This window comes from Massilia sp. LjRoot122 (assembly GCF_964252725.1).
Lineage (GTDB): Bacteria > Pseudomonadota > Gammaproteobacteria > Burkholderiales > Burkholderiaceae_D > Telluria.
The window spans coordinates 1-18,819 of the sequence record NZ_CAXUPB020000001.1; the positions used below are offsets into that span (position 1 = coordinate 1).

Here is an 18,819-nt window from a genome sequence, read left to right on the forward strand (position 1 = left end):
CCTCGCGAAGTCTTCAAAAACGACCCACTCGGGTCGTTTTTGTTTTATGGCATGTTTTCCATCGCACAGATACCTGGACAATTCCCCTCATAAAATATTTCAACAACGACAACATATCGTTCCGGGCGTGCCATCGTGGCTGCGCTCCCCCATGTTAAGCTGTACAACCTAGACAAAGGCAGGCCCATGAACGCGTTAGTAAAGACCGGCATCGCCGGACTCGACGAGGTACTGCACGGCGGGATTCCCCGCAATAACAACCTGATCGTGGAAGGGCCGCCCGGCTCGGGCAAGACCACCTTCGGGCTGGGCTTCATCTACCACGGTGCCCTGGAATGCGACGAGCCGGGCGCCATCGTGTCCTTCGAACTGGATCCCGCCAAGCTGCTGCGCGACGCCGCCGGCTTTAGCTGGGACCTGCAGGGCATGATCGACCAAGGCAAGATCAAGATCATCCAGACCAGCCCCGCTGTATTGCTGAGCGAGTTCCGCAGCGAGGACGGCGCCTTCGCCGCCGCGCTGGTCGACATGGGCGCCAAGCGCCTGCTGATCGACGGCCTGACGCCGCTGCGCCTGTATGCGGAAGTCAACGACATTCCCTTCCGCGAAGACGTGCACCTGCTGATCGAGGGCCTGACCCGCCTGGGCGTGACCACCATGGTGACGGCCGAGCGCGACGAAACGATGACCGGCGTGCTGGCGCACGAGCGCTTCGTCTTCGACACCATCATCTCGCTCACGCGCGAGGAATCGCGGCGCCGCGTCAGCCGCCGCCTGACCGTGACCAAGTCGCGCGGCCAGGACTACATCGCCGGCAGCCACACCATGCGCATCGAACCGGAGGTGGGCGTGCACGTGTACCGCCGCGCCCAGTCGCGCCCGGTTGCTTCGGCCGACCAGCCCACCTCGGAAGAGCGCCTGTCGACCGGTTCTGCTTCCATCGACAAGATGATGGACGGCGGCATCTATAAAGGCTCGGTGACGCTGGTGAGCGGCATTTCCGGTACCGGCAAGACGGTATTGAGCGTCCAGTTCCTGACCAATGTCATCGCCGAGGGCCGCAAGGGACTGCTGGTAAGCCTGGACGAGCACCCTGCCCAGCTGATCCGCAACGCCAGGTCGCTCGGTTTCGACCTGCAGCCCCTGGTCGACGCGGGCAAGCTGTACATCCATTACGAGTCGCCGCTGGAACTCGAACTGGACGTGCACTTCGACCGCATCGTCAAGCTGGTCGAAGAGCAGCAGATCGATTGCGTCGTGTTCGATTCGATTGCCGTCTACGAAATGACCAGCCGCGACGAGGTCGCCGACTACCTGTACGCGCTGGCGAGCTTCTTCAAGAACCGCCTGGCCACGACCCTGTTCAACTACGAGAGCCCGGAACTGCTGGGCGTGTCGCAGATCAGCGAGGAACTCAAGGGTTCGCACCTGGTCGACAACATCATCCTGCTCAACTACGTCGAGGTTTCCACCGTGCTGCGCCGGGCGCTGGCGGTGCCGAAGGTCAGGGGCAGCCGCAACCAGCAGGTCACGCGCGAATACACGATCGGCGTGGGCGGGCTGCTCCTGCTGGACGAAAGCGCCAGCGATACCCCGGCCGTGCCGCAGCTGCCGTTCTCGTCCTATTACGGCTTGCTGTCGCGCTCACCGTCGCGCCAGAGCCCGGCAGTCGAGGAAGCCCTGGCCAATGGCCAGCCGCTGCCCGACTCGACGCGCCTTCCGGCTGAACCCAAGCAGTGATCAAGATCGAATTGCCGGACAAGCCACCAGTCGACTGGGACGACTGGCACAAGCCCCTACGGCAGTTCACCGAGGCGACCGGCCTCGTCACCTCGGCCTACGACACCGCGGGCGTGCGCCGCATCGGTCCCATCGCTGGCTCGCGCCTGGCCAAGCTGCTGGCGGAGCGCTCGCGCCTGTGGGCCGAGGACGGACCAGGCACCGAGCTCGAGCGCAGCCTGGTGCAGCGCGCCTGCGCGCAGGGCAGCTCGGCGTCGGCCCAGTTCGAAGGCTTTCGCGTCTGTTCCCAGCCCCTGCTGCTGCGTGGCCAGGTCTACGGGGTGCTGGTATTCGGCTGGCGCTTTGCCGACTTCAGTTCGCCGCTGGCCTGCGAGCGCATCGCCAAGCAGATCGGCCTGGCCGGCCACCTGCTGTGGAATGAGGCGCGGCTTGATGCGCCGGTATCGGAACAGCGCATGGGCACCTATGCGGCCTTGCTCGGCACGCTGTCGAGCACGCTCGACCGCCAGCGCGAAACCATCGATGACCTGACCCGCGTCAACCGGACGCGCGAGTTGTTCCTGGCCACGGTCTCGCACGAAATGCGTACCCCGCTGTCGGCCTTGTCGATGCGCATCGAACTGATGCTGCGCACGATTCCCGACTTGCCCCCGGCAGCGGTGAGCGGACTCGAAGCGATGCGCGTGCACGTGCGCCAGGAAGCCGGCATGGTCGACGACCTGATCGATGCGGCACGCACCCTGACCGGGCACATGTCGATCACGCGTGCCCCGGTGATGCTGGGCCAGATCCTGCGCGACGCCATCTCGACGGTGGAAACCCACGCCCACGCCAAGCGTATCCGGATGCAGGTCACCCCGAGCGATTATGGCGACCACATCCACTTCGAGGCCGACGGACGGCGCCTGCAGCAGGTGGTCTGGAACCTGCTGTTCAATGCCGTGAAATTCACCCCGGCCGACGGCATCATCCGGATCCGGATCCGGCGCCTGGACGGCATGGTGGAGATCGACATCACCGACTCCGGCCAGGGTATCGAGGCGGACGACTTGCCCCACGTATTCAGCGCCTTCAAGCTGCAGCAGCACGACAACGCCACCGGCCTGGGGCTGGGGCTGTACATCGCGCGCCGCATCGTCGAACTGCACGGCGGCACGCTCAGCGCCAGCAGCCTTGGGCGCGGCCAGGGAGCCACCTTCGCGATCCGGCTCCCTGTCGCGGCCCGTTCAACTTAAGTCAAAGGCAGCGACTCGATCCGGTACCACAGCTCCCAGTCCTTCAGGCGCTCCGGGTCCGGCGTTTCGTCGTCCGGCCGGTACTGCCCGACCCAGGTCTCCGGCGGGCCATCGAAGGCACGGCTGAACAGCACCAGCGGGTGGTCGTGGAACAGGGAATGGTCGGAAGGCAGGATTGCCAGCCGCAAGCGGTCGCTTTCCGCCACATAGCCTTCGAACACGCAGGCATCGAGCGTGATTTCCTTGTGCTTCGGCTTGAGGTAGCCCTTGTGCGGCAGGGTCACCTCATGCTGGCGGCAGCGGCTTTCGTTGAAGCCGACCGCGACCTTGAAGCGGTACTCGTCACGTGCAAACAAATGCGCATGCTTGTCCGTGATCCGCACTTTTTCGAGCACGATGCGGATGCGCGATACCGCAGCCAGTCCGCGGGCGCGCGTCAGCCGGAATTCGAAGGTGCTGCCGCCGATCAGCAGGCCATCCCTGCGCTGGAACACCGCCAGCCGGTTCAGGTCGGTGTACGACGAACGCCGCGAGGGGAAGGCGGTGAGCGCGCCGTGCAGCACTTCGCCCGGCCCGAGCGGAATGCCGCGCAGCTCGGCCAGTTTGGCCGGGTCGAGTTCGTACAGGTGGGTGGTGTCGAGCCGGGCCAGCAGCTCCTGCAGGTGGCGGCCGCCTTCGCCGCCGCGCGCGCCCCAGTCCCCGAGATATTCCCCCGGGCGCAGCGGATAGACGGTCGCGTTGCGCAGCGCGGTCTCGGGATTGGCGAAGCGGTGCCGGCCCAGCAGCAGCCCGAGGTTGGCGCCATCGAAGCGGGTGGCATCGACCAGGATGTCGATCAGCGCCTCCGTTGCCGAGGCGTTATGGAAATCGATGCCCATGATTTTCTGGCCCGAGGACGGTCCGGCGCTCACGACATTCAGGTTCTTCAGGCAGACCCGTTTTTCGTTGGGCACCAGCAGGCCGGGATCGAGCTGGGTGGTGGTGATCGGGTCTTCGGTACAGGTCGAGACGGCCAGCACGCAGCTGTGCGTGGCCGCGCCCGCCGGCACGGTCCAGTCCCAGCTCACGATCACCGGACGGTTCGGCTCGAGCAGGGCGATACTGCGTGCCGGGCCGATCGGCCGCCACACGGTACCGGACGGGTCGCTGCCCGGGAACGCGCTCCAGAAGTCGCCAGGCAGCGCCGGCAGGCCGGCCGAGGCGTCGGCAAAGAAGGCGCGCACCCGGACATTGGTGGCGTTCTGCCAGCCGCGGTTGTGCACCTGCAGGTAGAAACGGTTGCTGGTGCCGCGCACGGCGTCCTGGTGCAGCACTTCGTTATCGAACTCGACGCCGTCGAATACCGCGTCCGGCGTGTACAGCCCGGACGACTGCACCTTGATGTCGGGGCTCATCCACCAGTATTCGTCGCTGGTGATGTCGAGCGGATCCGGCTCGCCCGAGGGCGAGGGGAAGCGTTCGCCGGTGTCGAGCTCGCTGTCGCGCAGGTACAGGTCGACCACCGGCTCGACCACCGTCGAGATCGACACCTTGTACATGCCGCGCCCCATCGTTGCCGCATACAGCGCCCGGTCCTCCGGATCGATGTGCAGGTCGGTGATGGGCACATTGGGCAGGCCGGCGTCGAAGGCGTGCCAGCTGGTGCCGCCGCTCGTGGTGCGGAACGCGCCGACGTCGGTGCCGGCATACACGATCAGCGGGTTGGACGGATCGAGTTCGATGGCATTCACGCCGACGTTCGGCAGGTTGCCGCTGATGTCGGTCCAGCTGTTGCCGCCATTGGTGCTGCGGTACACGGCCTGGGCGCCGGGACCGGCCGCCGGCCCGCCGGCGGACACGAACACCCGCTCGCGGTCGGCGCGGTCCACGACCACGTCGGTGATGGCCCGGCCGGGCAGGGTCGCCGTGGTCTTGTTGGCCCAGGTCGTCGTGGCGCCGCCGTCGTCGGTGCGGAATACCTGCGCGCCGGCTGTCGCGTACACCCGGTTCGAATCGGTCGGGGCCACGGCGATCGAACTGATCTGGTCACCAAAATTCTGGCTGACCGGCACCCAGGGCGTGGCGGTGCCGTCCGTGGTCTTGTGGACGATGGTCGTGCCGATGTACAGCGTGTTCGGCGCGGCCGGGTCCATCGTCAGCACGCCCACCCAGCTGCTGGTGCCGGTCAGGCCGGCGGTGATGCTGGTCCAGGTGACGCCGCCATTGAAGGTCTTGCGCAGGCCGGTGTTCTGGGTCTCCGCATACATGATGTGCGGATCGGTCGGATGGATTACCAGGTAGCCGCCGTCGCCGCCCAGGATCCCGCGCCAGGTCAGGCCGCCAGTGCTGACGTTGGTGCCGTTGTCCTGGGTGCCGCCGCCGATCACGGTGGAAAACCGCTGCCATGCGTTGACGTCGTAGAACTGGGTCACGATCAGGCCGTCACTGGTCTTTTCCCAGACCGCGCCCTTGGTGGTCGAGCGGTACACGCCGCCGTCGCTGCAGTGGTACACGATGTTCGGGTCGGACGGCGCGAATACCGCGCGGTGGTAATCGGCGTGCAGCAGGCTGCCCGAGAACCCGGTCCAGCTGGCGCCGGCATTGGTCGTGCGCTCGGCGCCGACTCCGCCCGCGAAGATGGTGTTGTCGTCATCCGGGGCCACCGCCAGCATGTTGGTCCATTCGTGGTAGGCCGCGCCGCCATGCGCGCCGGCCAGCGTGGTCCAGGTGCTGCCGCCGTTGGTGCTGCGGTAGATGGTGCCGTCGCGCTTGGCGAGGATGTGGTTCGAACCGGATGCGCCGCTGCGGCCGATCGCCAGGCGCAGCCAGCTGGCGTCGGCGCCGGTCGGGCCGGCCGCCAGCCCGGTCCAGGTGGTGCCGCCGTTGATCGTCTTGTAGATGCGGTCGGAGCGCACCGCGATGTACAGGATGCTGGCATTGTTCGGGTCGATCACGGCATCGGAAATCTCACCCGTGCGCAGCGTCGACCAGGTGATGCCGCCGTCGAGCGAGCGTTCGAAGCCGGAATCGCCCGCGATGTAGACGACCTGGGCATTGGTCGGCGACACCAGTACCTGGGCCACGCGACGGGCCGTCACGCCGGTGCGCAGCGTCCAGGTGGCGCCGGCGTCGTTCGACACATACAGGCCGGCGCCCGGATAGCCCGGCCCCCAGCCCGGCGTCCACTCGCCGGTGCCGACGTAGACGACGTTGGGATTGGATGGCGCGATCGCAATCGCGACCGCCGCCATCGTGAGGGTGGTGTCCCACAATGGCCGCCAGGTTTCGCAGCTGTCCACGCTCTTCCAGACGCCGCCGCTGGCCGCGCCGGCATACACGATCCTGGGGTCGGTCGGATGCACGGCCAGCGCCTTCACGCGGCCATTGACGTTGCGCGGGCCGATGCTGAACCAGGGCCTGCCGGCCGCCGACGGTCCGCTGCCATAGGCGGCCAGGTGGGGAATCTGGCCCCGAAACTGCTCGATCAGGCGCGCCTTGTAGGCAAACCCGTCGCGCCACAGCTGGTCAAGGGCACGCACGTCGGTGGTGCGGAAATGGTGGAACCAGTCGCGCCGGTATTCCAGTTCGCGCTTGCGACGGCCAAAGTCGACCCTCTCCCTGTTGTCTTGCATGTAGGTATCCATGTTTGCCTGCCCTTATGCTGGTTGGTGTCTGGAAGTGCCACCAACCAGATTAGTGTGGGGCTGGCGTCGGGGTACTGATGCAATCCTCTTGCATCGAGGCCCTTGGCTTCGATCAAGGGTTTGATCTTGCTCAGGCCAACAATGACAAATTGTTATAGTTGTAACAATATGTATATCGGCTGAAGGCGCCAGGCTGGTTTTCCAGAGCGATCGTCATGGCGCGATTGGGCTTCTTCCTGCTTCGTACAACGTGCTGGCATCAGCAAGCAAAAGCGTGGTTTATGCGCTCGTCTAGACAGCTTTCACCGCCCAGCAGCGGGCGGAATTCGGTTGACTTCCCAATTGAACAAACTTATCTTAATTTCATCGATGATCAGCTTAAAGTGCTGCTTCTTTGATAATTTTCAATTCGTGCGGTGACGTGGAGGGGCACTGTTGCTCCTCCCGGGAAGCGTTTGCGCGACGTTCAATAACACCCTGTTGCCGCCTTTGATGAACCTACTGACTGGGCCGCCGCCTTCTGGTGGAACCTGGCACTGACGCTCGCCGCGTCGTGTCCGTGGCCGGTCCAATGGAGGACGCATGAATGTGTTAATGGTAGGTGCAGGCAATGCGGGATGTGCGCTCGGCGCCATCCTCGCACAGGACGGGCACCGGGTCGCCTTGCTGAAAACCTCGCACTCGCTGCACGACCAGAACTTCGATACCGTGCGCGACACTCGCACGATCAAGCTCATCAGCAATCCCAAAGGCGGCGAGACCAGCACGGCGTCCATCGCCCTGGCCACCCGCGACGTCGGCGAAGCCTTCGCCGAGACGCCGGACGCGATCTTCATCACGACCCAGACCCAGTGCCATGCCGAGATCGCCGAGCTGATCGGCCCCTACCTGAAGGCACACCAATTGGTGCTGCTGGCGCCCGGCTACATGGGCTCCTGCTATTTCCTGCCCTACCAGCAGAAGGAGAATTTCCTGCTGGCGGAAGGCGAAAGCCTTCCCTACGACGCCCGCATCGTCGAGCCGGGCGTGGTCAACGTCCTGTTCCGCAATACGCGCAACGCGCTGGCCTTCCTGCCGCGCGAGCGCGCCGCCGAAGGACTGGAGCGCGCGGCCCGCCTGTTCCCGACCTATGTCGCGACGCGCAGCAATGTGGTCGAGTCGGCGATGCACAACCCGAACCTGATCGTGCACACCATCGGCACCCTGCTGTCCGCCAGCCGCATCGAACACTCGGAAGGCGAATTCTGGATGTACCGCGAAGCCTTCACCCCGTCCGTCCTCAACCTGCTGTACAAGCTCGACGCGGAAAAGAACGCCGTCATCGCGGCCACCGGGGGCAAGCCTTCGCCTTATTTCGACGAATGCAAATTCCGTAACGAGGAAGACCTGTCGCAGCCCTCGATCTCCGTGTTCCGCCGCTACGCGCGCGAAGGCGGGCCGAAGGGACCGGCAACGCTGCAGACCCGCTTCATCACCGAAGACGTACCGATGGGCCTGGCGCTGCTGTCCTCGATCGGCCGCCTGATGGGCGTGCCGACCCCGACGGCCGACGCGCTGATCGTGATCGCCAGCGGCCTGCTCGACCGCGACTTCGCGGCCGAGGCGCGTACGCTGGAAAGGCTGGGGCTGGGCGACAAGTCGGCGGCGGAGTTCAACCGCGTACTGAATGGGTGACGCCGTGACCATCCACGACCTGCTGGCCAAACCTTATTACGCCTGGCGCCGTTACATCCCGAGCCGCGTCCTTTATCATCCCGACTTCTTCAGCGTGCTCGACATGCTGGCGCAGGACAAGACCACCGTCGCCGAGCAGGCCCAGGCACGCTTGCGCAAGATCCTCGTCCATGCGCTGCAACATGTGCCCTACTACCAGCGCAGCGTCAAGCTGAGCGTCGACGAGGCGCAGAACGAACCCGTGCACGAGGTGCTGGCTGCCTTCCCCTTCCTTTCCAAGGAAGAAGTGATGTCGCAGCAGCGCGATTTTCTCGACTGCCGGCTCGATCCGGAAAAGCTGATGTACGCGACCAGTGGCGGCTCGTCCGGGCAGGGCATCGGCCTGTGGCGCACCAAGCGCCTCGCCGACATCGAGAAAGCCTTTTTCACGCACGAGTGGGGCAAGCTCGGTTTTTCCTTCGACAAGTCGCGCATCCTCCGTATCGGCGCCGACGCACGCCGCCTGGCGCACGAAGAACCGGCCCGCGTGGTGGGCAACCGCCTGATGCTGTCGCCCTATCACATCCACGGGCAGCACAAGGCGGCCATTGTCGAGGCGATCAGGCGCTTCCGCCCCGAGTACGTGCACGGCTACCCGAGTTCGGTGACGGCGCTGGCCGAGCTGGTCGAGTCGCGCGAGCTCGACGTGCAGGTCAAGGCGGTGTTGCTGGCCTCCGAACCGGCCACGCCGGCGCAGCTCGCGGCGATTCGCCGGCTGTTCGGATCGCCCGTGTCCCTGAATTACGGCCTGTCGGAGCGCACCAACCTCGCCTTCCTCAAGGTCGACGATCGCGGCACCTCGGATTACCAGTTCCAGCCGCTCTACGGCTGGAACGAAAACCGCATGGACGGCGATCGTCCCGAAATCGTCGGCACCTCCTTATGGAACGACGTGATGCCGCTGATCCGTTACCGGACCAACGATTATGGCTTGATCGATGCGGATGGCCGCTGCCCGGGCATCGACGGCCGCGGTCATGAATTCCTGGTCGACCGCAGCGGCAAGCGCATACCGGGTCTGTCGATCGTCATCGACGAGGTGACCTGGGACTTCGTGCGCCTGTATCAGGTGCGGCAGAAGAAGGCGGGCGAGATCACGCTGGCGGTAGTGCCGCGCCATGGCAGCCTGAACGACGAACAGCGCGCCTTCGTGCTGGATGCCCAGCAGCGCCGCTGGGGCGGTTTCTTCGACATCTCGCTGCAGGAAGAGAACGACATCCCGCTGGCGTCGAACGGCAAGCGCAAGCTGGTGGTGAATTCGCTGAACGTCTGAGCGGCTGCGCCTCCCCGGCGGCTTATGCCGGGGGACGCACCAGTGCCGCGCTGCGCAGAATCGGGTCCTCGTTGCCGATGCAGAGGACCGGCGCATTGCGCTCGAGCGCATGGTAGCGCGCCAGCACAAGCACCGTCACGAAGGGCACGGCCCCGCAGCTCCCACTGCCGAGGCCGATGCGGACGATGTCGTCAGCCGCATCGACTTGCTCTAGCGCGGGCGCGCTCAAACCCATCAGTTCGAGCACGCGGTTGGAGCGGTGGGCGGTGTCGGCCACGATCATCGCGATCTGCGACAGCTCGATGGCGCCGGCCTTGCCGATCTGCGTCGCCATATCCAGCAACAGTGTCGAATCGACCCGACGCGCATCGTCGGCGGAGCTGTCCCGGCGCTGCTCGTCGATGGGACCCAGCAAGGCGAACTCTGCGCCGCAGGCCTGCGCCTGCCGCAGATCGGTCAACAGCAGGCCGGCAGCGCCCTCGCCGGGAATCTGGCCCCGCGCTTGTGATGATGAGGTGAACAGCTGGGAGCTTGCTGCGAGGCGGTCGACGCTTTCCTGTCCGATCAGGGAGGCGCAGGCGATGACCATCGCCACCAAGGGCCTGTCATTCGATGGTGTTGGCAATAGCTTTGCGAGTGCGGCGGTGGGCGTGATTGCAGGGTTTTGCTCCACTGAGTCCAGTGCGGCGATGCTGGCTTCCGGCCAGCCGTACTGGCAGACGGTGTGCTTGAGCCACATCGTTGCCGCACGCTGGACGTCGGACGCCCAGTCATGGGGGAGCATCAGCCTGAGCTGAAGTGTAGGCGGCTGTCCTTCGATGGGCATCAACTCGCCCGCAGCGAGGCTGGCCAGTTCGCTCGCGACGCCGGTGGCCAGCGTCAGCGCACGCCATTGTTCTGCGCTGAAGAGGGTTTGTATTCCCTGGCTGGACAGCCATTCCGCTATCTCATCCTGCAGCGCTTCATCCAGCGCATCCTCACTGCGCGCAGCCATGGCCGGGAAGCCGTTGTCGTCGACCAATTCCTTGTCGAGGTCGGCACGGGCTTCGTTTTCGGCGATGGCGCTGGCGAGCTCTTCCGCCGAGGCGCCGTGCGGGGAACGCAGTGCGGTTGCCACGATGGCCAGTACTGGTGTGGTCGTTACCGCATCTACCCTTGATGAAGAGGACGCTGGCTTTGAGGTACTAGCAGGAATGAACGCGGCACGGGCCATGATCGCTTTCTGTCCTCCCCAGAAGGCAAACAGCACACCCACGGGCATAAGGAGCAACCCCAGTGCCAGGTCGCCCGTCCCAGGGTTATGGTCGGTGACATGCCAGTAGCCAACTGCGAGCGTCCAGCAGACGAAAAAGGTAATCACAACGATTGCGCCGAGCTTGAGCCATTCGGCAGTCACGCGTGTGGGTGCTGTTGTAGTGGTTGTCATAGTCGCTTAGAGGTTGTCGATGCTTGCCTGTTGTCCTGCAATGAGGGTGGCGCCGCAAGCCGTTTTGTCTCCATGCCGCGCTGCCGGCTTGCCGTCGATGATGAGTGTCGAGTCGCCGCTGACGATCGGATTCGAACCGTGCTTTGGGCAGACTGTCTTGTCGCCCATTCGCGCAATGCCGGCCCCACCGGTATCGCTATGCGGGGAAGCTTCGACGACGACTCCCCCATGAGATGTTTTATCGCCGAGTTTGATCAGTGGACCTGCCATAGTTCCCCCTTACGACGCTTTAACGATCCAAAATATGGCTAATGGCAGCTAGTTCTGTTTCTCGTCCCACTGCCAAATGGTATTTCCGTAAGCGGAGTCCAGTTTTGGGAAGACTTCACCTTGGGTAAAAAAGCGGCGTGGTCCTGAAGACGCTGGACTGAAATAAAAGCCGCTTATTTCACAGCGCTTTCCTGCTTCAACGCGACGTTCTTCATGTGCCGATTGATCGATCTCAGTACCAATTTCCTCGGATTCGGCTTCTAAAATCTCTACGTAATACCACTTTGAAGGCGCCGATGTGAACGCATTTCGTGCAACCAGACTCGGGGCAAGATCCGGTGTAAAGTCCTCAGCATAAAAAGGATCGTCTGTTAACTCTGTTGCGTTTGGATTCTTCTGGACAAATTCAAGCATTGCTTCGTCGTCCAGCCATAGTTTAGATCTGCCGACGGTGGCAAGGGCTTTTTGACCTAGATCGTTAAAGATAGAACACTCTAGAAGCTCGCCATACTCGTTACCGTTCCATGCAAACTGCAGGGCACCATCCGGATATTCAGAGGAAATATATACACCAGTCTTCGGAGGAATCTTCCCATGTTCACAATTGATATCTTCGCGAATTCTAAATTTGGGCAACCGGGGAAACGTCGATGCGTGTTCTTGCCATGCTAAAGCAAAACCGAAATCGTCCCACCTGCTATCAACCTGGCCTTTTTCCATCGTGTCATCAATGTATCTAGCATATTTCGAAATAGACGCAAACATTTCATCAAATTTCTCTTCCTCTACAGGCAGAGTCCATTGCATTGAAAATTCTGCCATTCCCCGGCCACATTGATAAGCTCCTGTTACGTGATAAATTTCTGAAGAGCGATCTGCTATATGTCTTGCCACTGACAATCCAAAATCCGCTAGAAAGGACCAAGCATGGTTGGACCAATTTTCGCTTGTGTCACGATCTCCCCATCGGGGATCTTTCAAAAAACGGTCTCGGCCTTCTTCACGGCTCTTGTCCAGTATCCCGTCAACAAACCTCTGAAGTTCACGAACGCGCTCATGAAGCCCTTTTAAGTATTCATCAGAAGCAAAAAAATAAAGCAAAGCGGCTTGCTTCTTTTGCCAAGTTGTCAGGGTTTTATTTGATGTCATTTGGTATCTAACTCTCGATATCAAGAAAATGGGTTTATGGTCTAAAAGAGGTCACTTGCCCGGGTAGGGCGGGCAAACCGATCTTGTCTGGCAATCCGGTGCCGTCAAAATCCGTGTAACCCCATCCGGTTTCAAAAGGCCCACTTATATTTGGATGCGTGATCTTCTGTCGAATTCCCAAATATTCTTCTTGCTCAGATTTTGGTAGTTTGTAAAAATCGTCCTGACTAATGGACTCGTGCAGAGAATTTTTATCATACTTCTTGTAATATCTCATTATGTCATTGCGTCGATCGTTCCTTTCGACGTTGAATGCTATCTGTTCCCATCCACCTTCCAAATGCCTGTCCGGTAGCGAATCTTTTTTCTGACTAGATGCCGGGCCTCGCCACACCTTTAATGTTTCGCCGGGCTTTACGTCATAGACAACAATTGACCGTTCACATTCCAGTCGGGCCAAACGGCTAAATATTTCCGCCAAGCAGCGCGTGGATCGGGAGAATTTTGAATCTCGTTGAAAACCTTTTCACTGATCCAGCAATCGCTCATAGCTCGACTGTTTGGCGACAGAACACGAATAAGCGGTGCTGGGCCTTTTATTTCATCGGAACTCAATTTGTGAAAAGATTTGATATTTTGTTCTGATAGATTGGGCCAGCCGCCCTTGACCTTTTTTTCTATCTTTTTAGCATAGCGATCAAGTTTTGCTTCGGACCAAGGAAGATTGTTGCCTTCATTGAGCCACTTTGGACACGGCCGTGGCCGGCGCATTAATGTAACCGCAGTCGCTTCAGGTAACGCGCCGCGATAATGCACATTGTTCAGATTGACAATCGCTTTCCTGCTCAGTGCTGTCTCTCCCAGCAAGCGCATAATGATGGCGTCAAATATGGCGTCAATGGTGAGATTGACCTTTGCTATCCCTTCAGTGGCCCTGGAGCGTACCCACATTACTTGTTCTAATGCTTGAGAGGCTCTAGGGCCGACTACTGGGACATGAGAAACCTTGTCAGTAAGTTGTCGCAGTGTTGCGATGGCAGAATCGAACGCTTTGATCAGTTCTGCAGCGCCGGTTTTCGTTTTAACTTTCTTGATCTCGTTAGCAAGCCAGGTAAAGACGTCATCGATGTTGTGCTCTCGCAGATACGTTTGAAAGGCTCGCCGGCGTAGCAGCGCTACAACCCATGTAATAGCTTTGTCCACGGCTGCGATAATTGCGTTTCCGCCAGCGCGTCGAACAAAGGCAAAGAAGATCTTCAAGACGCCTTTCACAAACGAGCCAAGGAAAGGAACAAGGCCGATAAGTGTCAAAGCAAGCGCGACCCAAGCCCATGTATCGGATGTGTCTTCCCTGAGCTTCTTACAGTTCGCGATCAAGTCGCGTACATCGCACACTTGGTCGACCAAAGGAATCATCGATATTGCCGCGTCAACGACGATTTGACTTGTCGATCGGTTTTCGTTGAAGTCACCCTGAACGGCTTGCCAAAACCACTCCCATGGATTGGAACTTACCTCTTCCTCCGGACCTTGCTCGTTCGTGGTCCAGGCAAGCGCATCGCGCATCTGTGTCGCATTAATGTCGGGCATGGATTATTCCAATGGACAGTGGTCAGGCGTCGCGCTCAGCCAAGCAGCTTCTGTAGTGGGTCATGCGGCTTTTCATCTTTTGGCTTACGCGGTTTGTAGATCACCTTTTTCACTGGCTTGTTGTCGACGTTCTCATGGCGTGCCTTTCCGTTACTGTCCAGCGTCCCCGTCAGGACCGGACCTTTATCGAAATGGATCTCGTATTCCACGTCAGGAATGCCTTCTCCAATCTCGGCGTCTAGATAGTTCAGAGAGATCCAGTTGCGAGCTTCTTCGCTTAACTCGCCGGGCAGGTTCTGAAGCTTGGCTGTCTGTCGCCCACCCTTGTCGAACACATGCTGCCCACCCTTCACCGAAAACGTCCCCGGACAAGCAAACGTAATATCCCCGCCCTCCAGCGTGATCGACGACTCCCCCGCCTGCAGCACGATCTTTTCCTTCGCCTTGATCTCGATGCAGTCATTCACCGAGATCACCGTGATCTCCTTGTCCGCCAAGATCTCCAGCCCATCCGTATGCGCCTGCAGCGACACCGGCCCATTCGCCGCGATCGCCTGGATCCCGCCCGAATGCGTAAACAAACTGGTCGCCCCACCGGACACCGACGAAAACGTATGCCCCGCCGTCATGTGCATGTCCGACTGCGTAGTCCAGTGCAAATGCCTCCCCGCGTACAGCACCGTCGACGCCGGCGTCGCCCAGTTGATACTCGCCGCCGAATCCATCAGCACGATCGGCGAAGCAAACTTCTCCACAGGCTGTGACGAATCCAGCTCGCGTGACCCCGGCCTGGCCTTGAATGCCGCCTGCCCATTCACCGGCCCCTCGTACTTGCCCTTGGCCTGCGGATCGATCTGCTCGATGAACTCGGCCTGCGCCTTCAAGGCATCCTTGCTGAACAGCGCCTGCTGCGCTGCCGCCGCATCCCCCAGCGTGGTGGACAACTCGTGAGCACTCTTGAACTGCGCCACCGCTTCCGCCACATCCATCTGCGTCGACGACACGCTGCTCCCCAGCGCAGGCCGCGCACGGGTCGACAGCAGCACACCTTCCCCACCGCGAATCACCGCCCAGGCATCGGTGCGCAATTCAAAACCGCTGCCGCGATAAGCGCCCCGCTGCGCCGTACCCGGCTCCTGGTGAATCAGGTACCCCAGATTGAGCTGCGTCGCCCCGACACTGGTCGCCAGCCGCATGCGCAGCTGCCCGGTCGTGTCGTCGATCTGCCACTGGTTGTAGCCGCTGCCATCGACATTCCGGGTGTGGATCCCGGACAGGACTCCCGCGTGATTGACGCCTGAATCGACGCCTGCGGAAAACGGCGGCAGGTCCGCCCCGTTGTACAGCTGCGCCACGACCACGGGCCGGTCGATATCGCCTTCGATGAAATCGACCAGCACTTCCGTCCCGATACGCGGCGTGAACACCGTTCCCCAGTTGGGACCGGCCAGCGCCTCGGCCACCCGCACCCACGTGCCCGAGATCTCGTTACCCGGTGCGCAGCCTTTCTCGTCCGTGTTGTGCACCATGCCCCCGGCATTCGGCCGCGCACCGCGCTGCCACGCGAACTGCACACGCACCTGGTGATCGCGGTTGGTGGTCGACACGGCATCCGCCAGCCCGACAACCAGGGCGCACTGCGGCCCGGCCGCCGTGATCCGATGCGGCGCCGCGCTCAAGCGAGGCACGAGCGGCACCAGCTCGCGCACGCAGCCAAACACATTGCGATAGGTCCCGTTTTCGACGCCCGACGAAGAAGCGCTTGCAATGCCGGTCTCGAAGTTGTTACGCGCCTCGTGCCGCACCCACAGCAGCTTGAAGGCATTCGCACCCTCGGGATACCGGTCATGCTGGGTCAGCTGGAAGGCATGGCCGGCCGCCAGCCTGCGCACTGCCCCGGTCCCTTCGAAAACCTTGTTCTCCAGCTCGAGCGCCTGCAGCATCAACTCGCTGTGCGCATCCGCTGCGCCACGCTCGGCAACGATGCGTTCCCCGCTGCCGTCGTACAGCGGCAGCAGGGGCAGGTCTCCCGCATCGAGCATGGACTCGTGCTCGTAACCCGGCGCCAGCAGTTGCGCAGGATCCCAGCTGCTGATCGTCACCGCATTGGCCTGCACGCGCCGGCGCGCCCGGAAGCCGTCGATCGCATCATCTACCTCGGTCGCACGCACCCCATGAAAGCGGATCACGTCTCCGCCCGGCATCGGGGGGGCCATTGCCCTGCTGTCGAACACGAGCAGACTATGCTTCGCCTGCCCATGCGCGCCGTCTTCCGCATGCTCCCCCTGCTCATGCTCGAAGCGCCAGTTCAAGCCTTCCGACGCCAGCAGCCGCGTGAAGAAATCCAGGTCGCTCTCGCGGTATTGGGTGCAGACCGCACGCGGCGACAGCCCCTGCGTGATGTCGAAATCAAAACGCAGCTGTGGATAATCCGCGAGTAATTCACAGACGATCTCGCGAACGTTCTTGTCCTGGAAGAGGTAGCTGTCACGGCGCAGCGCCAGCATGGCCAGGGCGGGTTCCAGCCGCAGCCGGTAGCGCGCCACCCCGCCATCCGCCCCCAGCCACGAGGCTGCAGTGCACAGCCCGTGCCACATGCGCCGCGAACCGTCCGGCTGCAGCAGGCCGATGGTGAGTTCTTCGCCGATGAACAGCGCCAGGTCGAGATCCGTCGAGGTGCTGAGCGCATCGACGTCGAAGGCGAACAGTTCGTTGACGGCTTCGCGGCCGCTGAAGCCTTCCGCCACCAGCGATTCCGGCAGGGAGCTGTCCTGGGCGCTGGCAAGGGTGATGAGCCGCGCGTGCTGGCTCAAGCCCGTGTCGAAGATGCTCAAGGGCCCCTTCATGCGGCAACGGCCAGCAGCTCCAGCCGCAATTCCTTCATGCCGGCCGGGACGTAGATCGAGATCGATTGTGCCTTGAGCATGCGCTCGTACATCGGCCCCTTCGCTTCGAGGACGAAGTAGCAGGTCTCGGGACGCACCGGCACCGCCGCCGGCAGTTGCGGCGCGTACTGCAGACGCACGCCCGGCAGCGCCGACAGCACGAACTTCTCGACGTCGTCCGGCGCGCCCACCTTGAAGCGCAGCGGCACCACATCCACCAGCTCCACCGCCGGAATGGCCGCCGACACCGCGATGTAGAAGGTGGTCCGCTCGTCGATCTTGCCCGAGTCGAGCGCGCCGATGTGGTAGGAGGGCCGCACTTCGCTGAGCGCGATCGCGAAGTATTTCGAGGAGATCACCGTGTCGAGCAGCTCGCGGATGATGGCGTGCAGCTTGGTGAACGACGGTCCCGGGTCATTGTGCTGGTAGGGCGGCAGGTCGCCCAAGGTCCAGCTCTTGGAGAAAGTCATCAGGCCGCCCGCCACGTCGAGCAGCTGCTCGTACAGGCGCTCCGGGTGCAGCGCCGGGTGGTTGAAGTGGTGGGTCAGGGTCGCATAGGCGGAACTGGCCGTGTGCAGCAGCCAGAACGAGGACATGTCGCCCGAGCGGAACTCCACCACGTTGCGGCTCGGCTCGCGCTGGTGCCCGTACAGCGCGGCGGTCTTGGCCTGCAGCGCGTCGAGCAGGCGGCGCAGCTGCTGGAACAGGAGCGGGGCCGCGCCCACCGACAGCGTCGGCGGCACGAAGCTCTCGTCCATCTCGAAGCCGCCGGTGGAGGCGCGCCGCAGGCGCAGCAGCGGGAAGTGGATGTAGGAGTCGCGCGGCTCCGCTTCCGACACCAGCCGCACCGCCTTTTTCAGGTAGGCCAGCTGCACCGGCGCGGCCTGGGTGTACAGGTCGGGCGTGTCCTGGTTCGCCTGCACGAAGCGCGCCGTGCTGTTGGTCTGCCCGTGTGGCGTGAAGTTGCCGCTGAAGGGTTTCAGGCCGGGCAGGGCGACGTAATAGGTGATGGTCTGCGTCGATGGCGGCAGCAGGCTCAGGTCCACCGCCTCGGGCAATGCGTCGATGTCGGGCGCGTCGACCAGCTCCCCATCCTGGAAGCGCACCGAGAGCGCCAGCAGCCGCAGCACGCTGTTGGCCAGCGCCTCGCGGTCGACCTGCAAGGCCTCGACGCCCCAGGCATAGGGATGCACGGCCTTGATGCTCTTGTGGAGGCATTGCTCGTGGTAGTGGTCTTGCCGCTGGAAGTGTTGTGGGCGCAATAACAGGCCCTCACCCCATAAGACTTTGCTGGTCATCTTTGCCTTCCCTCAAGATTTGGTGGAACGACGCAGCGGAAACCATAACAACTGGAAAGGGTTACCAATGTGAAGTTGATCAAACGTTGGCACTGCCCGCCATGGCAACATCGGATGTCGTTATTCAGGGGATGCCCATGAAGGGATACACGCCAGGCTTGTTCGACCGCCTGCTGGGTGTGCAGGAACGCGGAAGGTCCGCAGCGCAGCGCATGACGATCGAAGAGCTGAAAGACACGGTGGCGCGCGACCTCGAGGCCCTGCTCAACACGCGCGCCAGCATCCCGGAAGGCATGCTCAAGGCCTATCCCGAGTGCAGCCGCTCGATGGTCACCTATGGCCTGGGCGATTTCGCCGACCTGTGCCTCTCGAGCCCCACCGACCGCGCCGCCATCTGCGCCAGCATCGAGAAAACCATCGGCTGCCACGAGCCGCGCCTGCGCAAGGTGCGCGCCAGCCTGGATCTGCAGGGCGATTCGGTGAACCGCCTGAATTTTTCGATCACGGCCGTGCTGGTGGCGAGCGTGTCGCAGGAGCCGGTCAACTTCGACGCCGTCCTGACCCCGTCGACCCTGCAGTACAGCATCAGCAAGGCCGGCAAGGCAGGTAGAGGGTGA

The 18,819-nt window shown here is 62.3% G+C and carries 12 protein-coding genes; 5 read left to right on the forward strand and 7 right to left on the reverse strand.

Annotation, left to right across the window (positions count from 1 at the left end; genetic code table 11):
- The first annotated feature begins 186 nt into the window (after positions 1-186).
- Both ACSQ25_RS00005 and ACSQ25_RS00010 read left to right on the forward strand, forming a co-directional pair.
- Positions 187-1,740, forward strand: a complete 1,554-nt coding sequence (locus ACSQ25_RS00005; RefSeq protein WP_436103677.1) for an ATPase domain-containing protein — start codon at positions 187-189, stop codon at positions 1,738-1,740.
- Positions 1,737-2,975 carry a sensor histidine kinase gene (locus ACSQ25_RS00010; protein ID WP_436103678.1) on the forward strand — a complete coding sequence of 413 codons (1,239 nt, stop codon included), beginning with the start codon at positions 1,737-1,739 and terminating at the stop codon, positions 2,973-2,975. The genes ACSQ25_RS00005 and ACSQ25_RS00010 overlap by 4 nt, the downstream gene beginning before the upstream one ends.
- On the opposite strand, the gene ACSQ25_RS00015 is transcribed toward ACSQ25_RS00010, so the two are convergent.
- Entirely contained in the window at positions 2,972-6,586 is a 3,615-nt protein-coding gene (locus ACSQ25_RS00015) for a WD40/YVTN/BNR-like repeat-containing protein (RefSeq protein WP_436103679.1), read from the reverse strand. The two genes, ACSQ25_RS00010 and ACSQ25_RS00015, sit on opposite strands and share 4 nt — an antisense overlap.
- 594 nt (positions 6,587-7,180) lie before the next feature.
- Here ACSQ25_RS00015 and ACSQ25_RS00020 point away from each other — a divergent pair.
- Both ACSQ25_RS00020 and ACSQ25_RS00025 read left to right on the forward strand, forming a co-directional pair.
- Positions 7,181-8,272, forward strand: coding sequence for an NAD/NADP octopine/nopaline dehydrogenase family protein (locus tag ACSQ25_RS00020; RefSeq protein WP_436103680.1), 1,092 nt, complete (start codon positions 7,181-7,183; stop codon positions 8,270-8,272).
- On the forward strand, positions 8,265-9,584 hold the full coding sequence (locus ACSQ25_RS00025) for a hypothetical protein (protein ID WP_436103681.1): 1,320 nt from the start codon (positions 8,265-8,267) through the stop codon (positions 9,582-9,584). The genes ACSQ25_RS00020 and ACSQ25_RS00025 overlap by 8 nt, the downstream gene beginning before the upstream one ends.
- Positions 9,585-9,606: 22 nt before the next feature.
- Here ACSQ25_RS00025 and ACSQ25_RS00030 read toward each other — a convergent pair whose 3' ends face one another.
- The 6 genes from ACSQ25_RS00030 to tssK form a co-directional block, all read right to left on the reverse strand.
- Entirely contained in the window at positions 9,607-10,980 is a 1,374-nt protein-coding gene (locus ACSQ25_RS00030) for a hypothetical protein (protein WP_436103682.1), read from the reverse strand.
- Positions 10,981-11,016: 36 nt separating this feature from the next.
- On the reverse strand, positions 11,017-11,280 hold the full coding sequence (locus ACSQ25_RS00035) for a PAAR domain-containing protein (protein WP_436103683.1): 264 nt from the start codon (positions 11,278-11,280) through the stop codon (positions 11,017-11,019).
- Between the two features lie 48 nt (positions 11,281-11,328).
- Entirely contained in the window at positions 11,329-12,429 is a 1,101-nt protein-coding gene (locus tag ACSQ25_RS00040; RefSeq protein ID WP_436103684.1) for a hypothetical protein, read from the reverse strand.
- Between the two features lie 414 nt (positions 12,430-12,843).
- Entirely contained in the window at positions 12,844-14,019 is a 1,176-nt protein-coding gene (locus tag ACSQ25_RS00045; RefSeq protein ID WP_436103685.1) for a hypothetical protein, read from the reverse strand.
- Positions 14,020-14,054: 35 nt separating this feature from the next.
- Positions 14,055-16,853 carry a type VI secretion system Vgr family protein gene (locus tag ACSQ25_RS00050; RefSeq protein ID WP_436103686.1) on the reverse strand — a complete coding sequence of 933 codons (2,799 nt, stop codon included), beginning with the start codon at positions 16,851-16,853 and terminating at the stop codon, positions 14,055-14,057.
- Between the two features lie 8 nt (positions 16,854-16,861).
- Positions 16,862-18,202: a type VI secretion system baseplate subunit TssK gene (gene tssK, locus ACSQ25_RS00055; RefSeq protein WP_436103687.1), complete on the reverse strand. Its 1,341-nt coding sequence runs from the start codon at positions 18,200-18,202 to the stop codon at positions 16,862-16,864.
- A gap of 137 nt (positions 18,203-18,339) precedes the next feature.
- On the opposite strand from tssK, the gene tssE reads away from it, so the two are divergent.
- Positions 18,340-18,819 (forward strand): type VI secretion system baseplate subunit TssE, encoded by a 480-nt coding sequence (gene tssE, locus ACSQ25_RS00060; RefSeq protein ID WP_436103688.1) that lies wholly within the window; start codon positions 18,340-18,342, stop codon positions 18,817-18,819.